Source organism: Staphylococcus simiae (assembly GCF_002902085.1).
Classification (GTDB): domain Bacteria; phylum Bacillota; class Bacilli; order Staphylococcales; family Staphylococcaceae; genus Staphylococcus; species Staphylococcus simiae.
This window is the reverse complement of record NZ_PPQR01000054.1, coordinates 66,633-79,254: the sequence shown is the minus strand read 5'-3', so window position 1 is coordinate 79,254 and position 12,622 is coordinate 66,633. Positions and strand designations below refer to the sequence as shown.

The window sequence follows — 12,622 nt, the reverse complement described above, 5'->3', positions numbered from 1 at the left end:
AGTTAAAGTTGTAAATATTGTTAAATATGATGAAATGCTACTAGTCAACTATCATTTTATTTAGTAATTTATAATACTTTTAAATTACCAGAAAGATACAACTTCATTTTTATAATAAATTGTAACTTTAAAATTTTATATGAACATTAAAGTTTCTTCATAAAAAATACCCTTATTCGCTTTATCAATAAATGTTAACGAATAAGGGTATTTATTAAAATTTTAATCACTAATGTATGAATACTGATATTTTACTCAAATTCGATTTTCGATTTCACTTCACTAATAAAATACAAACTACCTGTAACAATTAATACTTCTCCTTGATAATTACGAATAAATTCAACATAATCATCAACTAATTGTATATTATCCTCTTCTATGTTAGCCACGATTTCTTCTTTTCGTAACGCTTTAGGAAAATCAAATTCAGTGACGTAAAATTGTTGGGCAATCTTACTTAAATGATTAATCATATCATTGACTGGTTTACCTTTAATAGCAGAAAACAAAATATCTACTTTATCAAAATGATAATAATTTTGTATTGTATCAATCAAAGCATCTATACTTTCTGAATTATGTGCACCATCTAAAATAATTATTGGCTGCTCTTGAACTTGTTCAATACGTCCTGACCAATAAACTGACTCAATGCCATCAATCATTTTATTAAAATCAAGTTCAATTAATCCAAGTTCATTTAATTCAATTAGTGCTGTAATGGCAAGTGCTGCATTTTGCTTTTGATGCTCACCTAACATATTCAAGATGATTGTTTCTAATTCATATTCTTTATAGCGATAAGTAAACTCATCCTTTTGTGATACAACTATAATTTCTCTATCTAATTCAATAGGCTTAGCTTGTTGTTCAACTGCACGATCTCTAATATATTTAAGTGCTTCTTCATTTTTAACTGCATAAATGATTGGTGTATTCGGTTTAATAATTGCACCTTTGTCTTTTGCAATGTCTAAATATGAATTACCTAAAATGTCCGTGTGGTCTAGCCCAATACTTGTCAAAATAGATAGTATTGGATTAAAAACATTCGTCGAATCATTTTTGATTCCTAAGCCAGCCTCAACTATAACAAAATCAACTGGATGCATTTGACCAAAATATAAAAACATCATCGTAGTTATAATTTCAAATTCAGTAGCTACACCTAAATCTGTTTGTTCATCCATTTTTTCACTAATAGGTTTAACTAATGAAACTAACTCTACAATATCGTCATTTGAAATAGGTATACCATTTAAACTAATGCGTTCATTAAATGTTTCAATAAATGGTGATGTAAACGTACCAACTTCATAACCATTTTCAACTAAAGCTGTTCTTAAATAGGCAACTGTTGAACCTTTACCGTTTGTACCACCGACATGAATACCTTTGATATTATTTTGTGGATTATTAAATTGTTGTAACATCCATTCCATACGCTTAACGCCGGGCTTAATGCCGAACTTAGTTCTTTCATGGATCCAATACAAGCTGTCTAGGTAATTCATCGTTATTACTCCTATGCTTTTAATTGTTCAATTCTTGCCTTAACACCATTATATTTCTCTTTATAATCTTGTTGTTTACGTTTTTCTTCATTAATAATTTTTTCTGGTGCTTTGTTGACAAAGTTTTCATTTGATAATTTTTTATCTACACGATCTACTTCACTTTGTAGTTTTTCAAGTTCTTTCTCTAAACGACTAATTTCTTTGTCCATATCAATTAATCCTTCTAGTGGCAACACGACATTACCAGCTAGTACAACTGAAGTCATTGCTTTTTCAGGTATATCAATATTTGTACTAATCGTTAACTCACTTGGGTTACAGAATTTGTGTAAGTAATCAGCATTTTCGGATAGTGTAGTTTCTATTTCTTTATCTTTTGCTTCAATTAGAATTGGAATTTCTTTAGATAAAGGTGTGTTAACTTCTACACGAGATTGTCTCACTGATTTAATAATTTCAACTAATTGTTGCATTGTTTGTTTACTCTCATTAAATATTAGCTCTGAACGAACCTCCGGCCACGCCGCTTTAACAATTGTGTCACCTTCATGTGGTAAACTTTGCCAAATTTTTTCAGTAACAAATGGCATGAATGGATGTAACATTCTCATTATATTATCTAAAGTATAACTTAAAACGGATCGTGTCGTTTGTTTTTGAGATTCGTCATCACCATTCATTGGTATTTTACTCATTTCGATGTACCAATCACAGAAGTCATCCCAAATAAAGTTATATAAAGCACGGCCTACTTCACCGAATTCATATCTATCACTTAAATCAGTTACTGTGGCAATTGTTTCATTTAAACGCGTTAAAATCCACTTATCAGCTAATGACAAATTACCTGATAAATCAATATCTTCGACGTTAAAATCTTCACCGATATTCATCAAACTAAAACGTGCACCGTTCCAAATTTTATTAATGAAATTCCACACAGATTCTACTTTTTCAGTAGAATAACGCAAATCGTGTCCAGGTGATGAACCAGTAGCTAAGAAGTAACGCAAGCTATCTGCACCATATTCATCGATAACATCCATTGGATCGACGCCATTACCAAGTGACTTACTCATCTTACGTCCATCTTCAGCTCTTACTAAACCATGTAATAATACGTCGTTAAATGGGCGACGATCAGTAAACTCTAAACCTTGGAAAATCATACGTGCTACCCAGAAGAAAATGATATCATAACCAGTTACTAACGCATTCGTCGGATAATAACGTTGGAAATCTTCACTTTCTGTATCTGGCCAACCTAATGTAGAGAATGGCCATAATGCACTTGAGAACCATGTATCTAGTACATCTTCATCTTGTTGCCAATTTTCAATGTCTGCTGGTGCTTCCTCCCCAACATATATTTCTCCAGTTTCTTTATGATACCATGCTGGAATTTGATGACCCCACCATAATTGTCTTGAAATTGTCCAGTCACGAATGTTTTCCATCCATTGATTAAATGTATGTTCAAAACGACTTGGATAAAAATCAATACGATCATCAGTCTGTTGGTTGTCTAGTGCTCGTTGTGCAAGTGTATCCATTTTCACAAACCATTGTGTTGACAAATAAGGTTCTACAACAGCACCTGAACGTTCGGAGTGACCGACAGAATGCATATGTTCATCGATTTTTATGACTAAATCTTGTTCCTTTAAATCTTCTACTAGTTGTTTTCGACATTCAAAACGATCCAAGCCTTCATATTTCCCAGCTTTGTCATTCATCTTACCATTTTCATCCATAACGATGATATTTTCTAAATGATGACGTTGACCAATTTCAAAGTCATTAGGATCATGTGCAGGTGTCACTTTCATAGCACCCGAACCAAAATCAATATCTACATATTCATCAGCTATAATTGGCAATTCACGACCAACAATCGGTAAAATCACTGTCTTACCAATAACATCTTTATAACGTTCATCATTAGGATTAACTACAATCGCTGTATCTCCTAGCATCGTTTCAGGTCTAGTAGTTGCTATTTCAATATAGCCGTTACCGTCTGCATATGGATATTTAAAATGATAAAAGGCACCTTGTACATCTTCATGAATCACTTCAATATCAGATAATGCTGTACGTGCTTTAGGATCCCAGTTAATAATTCTTTCACCACGATATATGATGCCTTTATTGTACAGATCAACAAATACTTTTTTGACTGCTTTACTCAAACCTTCATCTAATGTAAAACGTTCTCTACTATAGTCTAATCCTAGGCCTAATTTTGCCCATTGTTGACGAATAAATGATGCATATTCTTCTTTCCAATCCCAAGCTTGTTCTAAAAATTTGTCACGACCTAGATCATATCGTGATAAACCTTGTTCATTTAATTTAGCTTCTACCTTAGCTTGAGTTGCGATACCGGCATGATCCATTCCTGGTAAATATAAAGTATCATAGCCTTGCATACGTTTCATACGTGTAATAATGTCTTGTAACGTTGTATCCCAAGCATGTCCTAAATGTAATTTACCTGTTACATTAGGTGGTGGTATAACAATTGTATATGTTTCTTTAGATTTATCTTCAGATGGCTTAAAATAGCCTTTTTCAACCCATTCTTCATAACGTCCCGCTTCTACTTCACGCGGATTATATTTTGGTTCCATTTCCATGTTAAATACCTCCTAAAAAATAAAAAATATCCATCCTATATATAAAAATAGGACGGATATTCCGTGGTACCACCTATATTCAAGAAGAATTTCCAACAACAATCACAATGTTATTAGTCAAATTCTTCAAGCACTCTAGATAATGATTAACGCTCAAACACGTCTTAGCCTACTGCATATTTTTCAACTAAGATAACGAGTGGGCTACCTTCAGTTTAAATCATCTACATACTTTCACCAATCATATGCTCTCTTTGAAAATCACTTAAACTTACTCTTCCCAATTTGTATATTAAACTCTTCACTTATAGTATAATGATTGTCAAAATAAGTCAATGTATTGGTGGGAATATTATGAATGAATGTGCTTTTGGAACAAAGGATCCAGTCTATTTAGATTATCATGATCATTTTTGGGGACAGCCCTTATATGATAGTAAAGCATTATTTAAATTACTTGCTTTGGAATCACAACATGCTGGATTATCTTGGTTAACAATTTTAAAAAAGAAAGATTCATATGAACAAGCATTTTATAATTTTGAACCTAGTAAAGTTGCAACTATGACCGCTAGTGATATTGATCAGCTTATGGACTTTCCAAATATTGTACATCATCGCAAAAAATTAGAAGCTATCGTTGCTCAAGCTCAAGGATACTTAACCATCGAGCAACAATATGGAAGTTTCAGCGACTTTTTATGGTCTTATGTGGATGGACATCCAATTGATTTGAACTATAAACATGCTAAAGATCGTATTACTGTAGATGATAGAGCAACTCAACTGTCAAAAGATTTAAAAACATTTGGTTTTAAGTTTTTAGGTCCAGTTACTGTATTTTCATTTTTAGAAGCTGCAGGATTGTATGATGCACATTTACAAGATTGTCCATTTAAACCACAACATTAACTATCATTAATCAAAATGAGATGAACACTTATGATTTTGTGTCATCTCATTTTTTGCTTGTTACTCTATAATGTAAAATATAATTTATAATTGGAGCTATGATAAACAAAATGAAAAAGATTCTAAAAATATGATAACTTGAAATCATTGCAACATCAGCACCTGTTGCAATTGCTACTAACACTATCTGGTTAACACCACCAGGTGCAGCACCTAAAAATAACTCGTTAATTGGAATATGATTAAATAAATGAACCACACACACCATTACAAATGATCCTAATATTAACATAATATTTTGAAATGCGATCGCAATTGCAATTCGGCCTTTTAAATCACCTAATAAATGTGCAATTTGGACACCGATTCGTATCATATATATTAATTGAGCGACATTTAATATCCAATCGTCTAATTTAAATGTTAAACCAGTTGTTAAATTCCAAATAATTAACACAATAATTGGGCCCAATAGTTGATAAGTTGGAAAATTTATTTTAACCATTATAAAATAAATTGCTACAATTGCGACTGCTAATAAACCTATTTGCCATAATTGTAATGCCTCTGTTAATGGTGTAATTGGTGCAACTTTTTGATTAGAACCTGCTTCACCACTATCACTAAAGAAATAGGAGATTAATGGTACTAATACAACGACGAAAATAATTCGTGACGTTTGTGTCAAACTAACGACTAATAAATTGGCTTTTTTATTTTGTTCAGCCATAACTAACATTTGACTCAATGCACCTGGAATAACACTGAGCAAAGCTGTTTCTGAGTTAATTTTGGCAATGCGTTTAAAAATCATCGCCATTATGAGTGCCAATGTAAGTAATAATAAAGTGACAAGAACAATACTTCCCCAGTCATCTTTAATATCAAGGATGACGTTTTTGGTAAAACTAGCTCCAATTTGTACCCCTAAAACAACAATACCAATTTCACTTAACCAAAAAGGCCATTTTATTTCTAATTTAAAAACTTTAATACATAAAATAGCTGCTAAAATCGGACCAAACATAAAGGGTAATAAAATGTGAGCTAAACTTAAAATTGTACTAATAATAATAGCTGTTATTGCAACAATTATATTATTTCTAGTTATGATGGACATAAGTGCTCACTACCTTCGTTATATATATTTCACAAGATAATTTAAGTTAATTTACTATTATATTTACTTACTATTCACATTTTAAATTACAAATTTAAAGAGTCTGAACTTTAGTTCAGACCCTCATAGTAATTGTAATTATACAATACGACTTAAAGCGTTATCAAATGCTTGAATTGTCTTTTCAATATCTTCTTTTGTATGTGCTGTTGATAAAAATGTACCTTCGAATTGAGATGGTGGTAAGAATACGCCTTCTTTTGCCATTTCGCGATACATACTACTGAACAACTCTAAATCACTTTTGTTTGCTTGGTCAAAATTTGTCACTGGACCTTCATTTAAGAAATAACCAATCATAGAACCCGCTCTATTAACTGTAATAGGGACATCATATTTGGCGAAGACTTTCGTTAAGCCTTCTTCTAATAAATCACCTAATTCATTAAAATAATCATATGTTTCTGGCGTTAATTGACTAAGTGTTTCATAACCACTTGTCATTGCTAATGGATTACCAGACAGTGTACCTGCTTGATAAATATTACCTAGTGGCGCTATTTGATCCATAATTTCTTTTTTACCTCCAAAAGCACCTACAGGAAGCCCTCCGCCAATTACTTTACCTAAACAAGTTAAATCAGGTGTTACACCAAAGTATCCTTGAGCACAATTATAACCAACGCGGAAACCAGTCATAACTTCATCAAAAATAAGTAATGCACCATATTCTGTAGTTATATCTCTTAATCCTTGTAAGAAACCTTCTACAGGTGGAACTACACCCATATTACCTGCTACTGGTTCCACAATGACTCCAGCAATATCATCACCATATTTTTCAAAAGCAACTCTTAATGAATCTAAATCATTATATGGCACTGTAATAGTATTTTTAGCGATACCTTCAGGTACACCAGGAGAATCTGGTAAACCTAACGTTGCCACACCAGAACCTGCTTTAATTAATAAAGAATCGCTGTGTCCATGATAACAGCCCTCGAATTTTACTATTTTATTTCTACCTGTATATCCACGCGCTAATCTTAAAGTATCTAAAGTTGCTTCTGTACCAGATGAAACCATTCTTACTTTTTCAATTGATGGAACGCGATCAATTACTAATTGTGCTAATTTATTTTCTTGCAATGTAGAGGCACCAAAACTTGTACCTTTATCGATTGTTTCATGTAACTGTTTGATGACTTGTGGATCTTTATGGCCTAAAATAAGTGGTCCCCAGCTTAAGACATAATCTATATATTCATTTCCATCTATATCATATATTTTAGAGCCTTCACCATGATCCATAAAAATAGCAGGTGTATCTACTGATTTAAATGCTCTTACAGGACTATTGACACCGCCTGGCATTAAATCCTCAGCAATTTTCATGGCATCTTCTGAATTTTGATATCTCATGTAATTATTCCTCCTTAAAAATTAGTGAACGTATATTAATCCAGGCTTATTGATCTAAATAACGGCAAATATCTTTAGCAAAATAAGTGATAATCATATCTGCTCCTGCACGTTTCATTGATACCATTTGTTCCATCACTACACGTTCTTCATCAATCCAACCATTTTGTGCAGCAGCTTTAGTCATGCTATATTCACCACTAACGTTGTATGCTACGACTGGAACGTTCGTATGATTTTTAACATCACGTACGATATCTAAATAACTTAGTGCTGGTTTGACAATCATCATGTCACAGCCCTCTTTTAAATCACTTTCTAATTCGCGTAATGCTTCTAAACGATTCGCAGGATCCATTTGATACGTTTTACGGTCACCAAATGATGGTGCTGAGTCAGCTGCATCTCTAAATGGACCAAAGAAACTTGAAGCATATTTAACGCCATAACTCATAATAGGTATATTATAGTAACCTGCTTCATCTAATCCTTGACGAATTTCAGCTACAAAACCATCCATCATATTACTTGGAGCAATAATATCCGCTCCTGCTTCTACTTGAGAAATTGCAGTTTTAACTAATAATGGTAATGACTTATCATTATCCACATCATGTGTATGATCATCAATCACGCCGCAATGACCATGGTCAGTATATTCACATAAACATGTGTCAGCAACAATTAATAAATCGCTATACAGTTTTTTAGCAATTCTTGTAGCTTGTTGAATAACACCATTATGATCATATGCACCTGTACCAACATCATCTTTATTGTTCGGTACACCAAAGAACATGATTGCTCTAATACCTAGCTCATATGCTTCTGTAATTTCTTCATGTAATAAATTAAGACTAATTTGGTATACTCCAGGTAATGATTTAATTTCTTTTTTTATATCATCTTGTTCAACTACAAAAATTGGATAAATTAAGTCATCTTTTCTAACGTGGTTTTCGCGAACCATATCTCTCATTGTAGTTGATGAACGTAATCTTCTATGTCTATCAAATTTCATTTATAATTCCCTACTTTCTAATATTTTATCTATTAAAGCCTCTACTGTTTGTGTACGTGCTACTTTAACTGATTGATTATACTGTTTTAGTGTATGTGCTGTTTGTTGGCCAATTGCAAAGTATTGATTAAAATGAGGTGTTGGTTGTTGATCAAAATAATAACGTACTGCTGATGAACTTAAAAATGCAATTGCATCCACACTTTGTTGTGACACCATTTCTTTTACATCAGTAATATTAGTAACATTTGGCACTGGTGTATAGAGGTCAATTTTAACGACACGATTATGTTTTGATAATTCTTGTTGGAGTAATGGTCTTGCTTGTGCGCTGGATGGAATGAGTATCAATTGGTTGTCTTGTTGGAATCGTGCTATAAACCCTTCTTGCGAATAATCTTGTGGCACAAAATCTACTATAATACCCAAATCGTGACAATAACGAGCTGTCTTTTCACCAATTGCAGCAATATGTTTAACCTTCACACTATCTAAATATTTAAAGAAAAATTTTACAGCATTTTTAGACGAAAAAATAAGCCAGTCGAAGTTATATTCCAACAAATGAGTATTGAATGAAAGTGGTTCAATATCAATAAACGGTTTATGAATAATTGATACTAATTCACTTTGTACTTCACTTGTTTGTGTCATAACTACAACTGGTTTCATTTAAAAGTCACCTCAAAGGTTATTGTTGTTCATTTAAACGCTTAATTATTTCGTATGCACCTTGATCTTTAAGTACTTGACTTACTTTTTTACCTAAAGCTACTGGATCGTTACCGTGTTCTGTATGTTCATAACGTTCTGTACCATCTGGCGTCATAATTAATCCTGTGAATGTGATATCGCTGTTATTTATTGTCGCATATCCAGCTATAGGAACTTGACAACTACCATCCATTGCAGCAAGGAATGTACGTTCAGCTGTAACACATTGAGCTACATCATGATTATGAACTTTAGATAACAATTCTAGTAGTTCATTATCGTCGCTCCTACACTCAATACCTAGTGCACCTTGTCCAATTGCTGGTAATAGCGTATCGCGATCTAAATATGTAGTCACAATATCATCCGACCATCCCATACGTCTTAAACCAGCTGCTGCTAAAATAATTGCATCATAATCTTCAGTGTTCAATTTCTCTAAACGTGTATCAATATTTCCTCTTATCCATTTTATCTCTAAATTAGGATATTTAGATAAAATTTGAGCACCACGTCTTAATGAACTTGTACCAATAATACTTCCATCTGGAAGTTGGTCTAACGGTATATGATTCTTAGCAATATAAGCATCATATGGCAATTCTCTATCAGGTATACATCCTAAAGTTAACCCTTGTGGAATAACACTTGGTACATCTTTTAAGGAATGAATAGCCATATCTATTTCTTTATCAAATAATTCTTGTTGAATTTCTTTAACAAACAATCCTTTACCGCCAACTTTAGATAATTGCTTATCTACTATTTTATCACCTTTAGTAACTATTTCTTTAATTTCTATTGCTAAGTCAGGTTCTATTGCCTTTAATTTATCAATAAATTGCTGGCTTTGTGTTAAAGCAAGTTTACTTCTTCTAGACCCAACAACTAATTTGCGCATATTGACTTCCTCCTAGGAAATACTACTCTAATTTTAATACTTAAGTGAAGTGTGTTGCAAAAAATAAGTTCACCATATTTAAGCAAAACAAGATAATATTAAAATAAATTAAGTATCTTGAATTCATCCATCTTTTGATTCTAATAAGAATAAAACTACCATATAGTAAAGTAATGATTGAAGATAATATGACCTTCGGATCGATAAATATTCTCTCACCTACAGCTATAACACCCCATTGGGCACCTAAAATAATACTAAATATTAGAACTATCCAACCTGTTAATGTTGAATAAAAGACAATGGATTCTAGTGTTGCCACACTACCAATTCTAAAATACTTTTGATCAAAACGTTTTTCTTTTAAATTTCTATACTGAATGATATATAGCAAAGCATTAACAAATGCTAAGGCGAAGAATACGTAACTCAGTACAGCGAGTCCAACATGTATTAATAGTAATTCATTGACTATTGTTACTTTTTGAATATGACTATTGTAATGAGTTGGCTGGAAGGTATTCATAGCTAAGAGAGTGAACCCTATTAAATTTAAAAAGAAAACTGAAAAATTCAATACTTTGATGACATTTAATACTAATGAAATTGAAATAATTAACCAAGTTAATGTAAAAAAGACATCAGAGATTGAACCTAATGGCACATGCTTCATTTGTATAATAAAAATAGATAAAGAGATTGTTTGCAACACCCAAACAATCCCCAATAAATATATGCCTAAATTTCTAACTTTATAACTTTTTTGTACAAAATCGAAAAAATAACAAATAATACTTATTAAATAGATAAATAGTATAATTTCATGAAATCGGATAAACAGGTTTTCTTGCATATTATCACCATATTAATATGCTTATTCAAAACTAAAGATACGTCGAGCTGAAATCTCCTTAACTTTGCTTTCTTTTTGTTGCTTAGCTTGTTCACGAGGATCTTCTGCTTCAATATCAAAAATGTTTTGAAATAGCTCTAATTTTTCGTTACCTTTTTTATCACTACTTAATTCTTTAGCCTGCTTAATTGGATCTTTCAACATTTGATTGATAATACTTTTAGTATGTTTTGAGATAATTTTACGTTCTCTTTCTGATAAATCAGGAAGTTTACGATCAATACTTTCCATTGTCTCAACTTGTATATTCATTGCTTTCTCTCTCAAAGCACGAATGACTGGTACAACACCGAGCATATTAACCCAGTCATTATGTAGTTCTATTTCATGTGGTATTTGATCTGCAATTGTCGCTGCCGCTAATTGACGTTCACGTAGATTAGCATCAACTAAACCTTTTAAATCATCAACATCATAGTTGAATACATTTGAAATAGCACTAATATCCGGTTCAATATCTCTTGGAACAGCAATATCAATCAATACAAGTGAATCTTGCTTTCTAGTATCTGCAATTGTTTCAACCATAGCATTAGTTAAAATATAAGAATTAGAACTAGTTGAACTAATGACTATATCAGCATTTGCCAATAATGATGGTAATGCATCCAAACTATCATATTTCACTTGATGTTTATCAGCTAATCGTTTGGCATTCTCTACTGTTCTATTAACAACGGTAATATCAGAAATTCCTGAGCCTAAAAGATTTAATAGTGATAATTCACTCATTTCCCCTGCACCAATGATAATCGCCTGTTTACTTTTTAATTTGCCGAATACTTTTTTGGCCAACTCGACAGCTGCATATGAAACACTCACTGCATTATCTGCAATATCAGTTTCATTATGTGCTTTTTTAGCAAAAGTTATAGCTTGTTTAAATAAATGATTAAAGATAGTTCCAGTTGTACCAGTTTCTTGTGCTAAGAAAAATGCATCTCGCATTTGTCCTAAAATTTGTGTTTCACCTAATACAATTGAATCTAAGCCAGAAGTGACTCGCAATAAATGATCTACTGCTTCGTCCCCCACTTTAACTTCTGACATTGCTTTAATATCATCTACTTCAAATCCAAATGAACGCGCTAAAAATCTTTGAATATAATAACGACCAGTATGGATTTGATCAACAATAGCATATACTTCTGTTCGATTACATGTAGATAATATGACATTTTCTAAAATAGATTTAGTTTCATATAAATCTTCATGGGCAATTCGTACGGCATCATCTCTAAAAGCAACCTGCTCTCTTAGTGCTACATCGGCAGTTCGATGATTTATACTTATTGCAATAAAATGCATTTAACACGCCCCCATATACTAACAATAACTACATTATAGCATAATTTAAAATTCTATTAAGTACGTTGCTTAAATAAATTAGAATCTTTCTAATTTGTATTCAATATTTTGTCAAATTTATGAACAATGCTTGCTACTATACTTGAACTTGT

The 12,622-nt window shown here is 32.2% G+C and carries 10 protein-coding genes and 1 other annotated feature; of the genes, 1 reads left to right on the top strand and 9 read right to left on the bottom strand.

The window, feature by feature from the left end; all coding sequences use genetic code 11:
- Positions 1-251 precede the first annotated feature (251 nt).
- Complete coding sequence (locus tag CD113_RS07420) at positions 252-1,517, bottom strand: bifunctional folylpolyglutamate synthase/dihydrofolate synthase (protein WP_002465197.1); 1,266 nt, start codon at positions 1,515-1,517, stop codon at positions 252-254.
- 11 nt (positions 1,518-1,528) lie between these two features.
- Positions 1,529-4,159, bottom strand: coding sequence for a valine--tRNA ligase (locus CD113_RS07415; RefSeq protein WP_002465196.1), 2,631 nt, complete (start codon positions 4,157-4,159; stop codon positions 1,529-1,531).
- Between the two features lie 45 nt (positions 4,160-4,204).
- Positions 4,205-4,456, bottom strand: a binding site (T-box leader).
- Between the two features lie 57 nt (positions 4,457-4,513).
- Between CD113_RS07415 and CD113_RS07410 the strand changes: the two genes are divergently transcribed.
- Entirely contained in the window at positions 4,514-5,071 is a 558-nt protein-coding gene (locus CD113_RS07410; protein ID WP_002465195.1) for a DNA-3-methyladenine glycosylase I, read from the top strand.
- A gap of 46 nt (positions 5,072-5,117) precedes the next feature.
- Here CD113_RS07410 and CD113_RS07405 read toward each other — a convergent pair whose 3' ends face one another.
- The 7 genes from CD113_RS07405 to hemA all read right to left on the bottom strand — a co-directional run bounded on the left by CD113_RS07405 (position 5,118) and on the right by hemA (position 12,470).
- On the bottom strand, positions 5,118-6,191 hold the full coding sequence (locus CD113_RS07405) for an AbrB family transcriptional regulator (protein ID WP_095092750.1): 1,074 nt from the start codon (positions 6,189-6,191) through the stop codon (positions 5,118-5,120).
- A 138-nt stretch (positions 6,192-6,329) separates the two neighbouring features.
- Positions 6,330-7,613 (bottom strand): glutamate-1-semialdehyde 2,1-aminomutase, encoded by a 1,284-nt coding sequence (gene hemL, locus CD113_RS07400; RefSeq protein WP_002465194.1) that lies wholly within the window; start codon positions 7,611-7,613, stop codon positions 6,330-6,332.
- A 46-nt stretch (positions 7,614-7,659) separates the two neighbouring features.
- The gene (gene hemB, locus CD113_RS07395; protein ID WP_002465193.1) at positions 7,660-8,634 is read right to left on the bottom strand and encodes a porphobilinogen synthase; all 975 of its coding nucleotides are present in this window, start codon (positions 8,632-8,634) and stop codon (positions 7,660-7,662) included.
- A complete protein-coding gene (locus CD113_RS07390; RefSeq protein ID WP_002465192.1) occupies positions 8,635-9,306 on the bottom strand; it encodes a uroporphyrinogen-III synthase in 672 nt (223 codons plus the stop codon). It lies immediately after the preceding gene.
- Between the two features lie 19 nt (positions 9,307-9,325).
- A complete protein-coding gene (gene hemC / locus CD113_RS07385) occupies positions 9,326-10,249 on the bottom strand; it encodes a hydroxymethylbilane synthase (RefSeq protein ID WP_002465191.1) in 924 nt (307 codons plus the stop codon).
- A gap of 40 nt (positions 10,250-10,289) precedes the next feature.
- Entirely contained in the window at positions 10,290-11,102 is an 813-nt protein-coding gene (locus tag CD113_RS07380; RefSeq protein WP_002465190.1) for a cytochrome C assembly family protein, read from the bottom strand.
- A gap of 21 nt (positions 11,103-11,123) precedes the next feature.
- A complete protein-coding gene (gene hemA, locus CD113_RS07375) occupies positions 11,124-12,470 on the bottom strand; it encodes a glutamyl-tRNA reductase (RefSeq protein ID WP_002465189.1) in 1,347 nt (448 codons plus the stop codon).
- Positions 12,471-12,622 lie beyond the last annotated feature (152 nt).

What these genes read in the sequence shown, in the direction of transcription:
- hemB (WP_002465193.1), bottom strand. Translation starts at nt 8,634, where the DNA reads ATGAAATTTGATAGACATAGAAGATTACGTTCATCAACTACAATGAGA.
- CD113_RS07390 (WP_002465192.1), bottom strand. Translation starts at nt 9,306, where the DNA reads ATGAAACCAGTTGTAGTTATGACACAAACAAGTGAAGTACAAAGTGAA.
- hemL (WP_002465194.1), bottom strand. Translation starts at nt 7,613, where the DNA reads ATGAGATATCAAAATTCAGAAGATGCCATGAAAATTGCTGAGGATTTA.
- CD113_RS07380 (WP_002465190.1), bottom strand. Translation starts at nt 11,102, where the DNA reads ATGCAAGAAAACCTGTTTATCCGATTTCATGAAATTATACTATTTATC.
- hemC (WP_002465191.1), bottom strand. Translation starts at nt 10,249, where the DNA reads ATGCGCAAATTAGTTGTTGGGTCTAGAAGAAGTAAACTTGCTTTAACA.
- CD113_RS07420 (WP_002465197.1), bottom strand. Translation starts at nt 1,517, where the DNA reads ATGAATTACCTAGACAGCTTGTATTGGATCCATGAAAGAACTAAGTTC.
- hemA (WP_002465189.1), bottom strand. Translation starts at nt 12,470, where the DNA reads ATGCATTTTATTGCAATAAGTATAAATCATCGAACTGCCGATGTAGCA.
- CD113_RS07415 (WP_002465196.1), bottom strand. Translation starts at nt 4,159, where the DNA reads ATGGAAATGGAACCAAAATATAATCCGCGTGAAGTAGAAGCGGGACGT.
- CD113_RS07410 (WP_002465195.1), top strand. Translation starts at nt 4,514, where the DNA reads ATGAATGAATGTGCTTTTGGAACAAAGGATCCAGTCTATTTAGATTAT.
- CD113_RS07405 (WP_095092750.1), bottom strand. Translation starts at nt 6,191, where the DNA reads ATGTCCATCATAACTAGAAATAATATAATTGTTGCAATAACAGCTATT.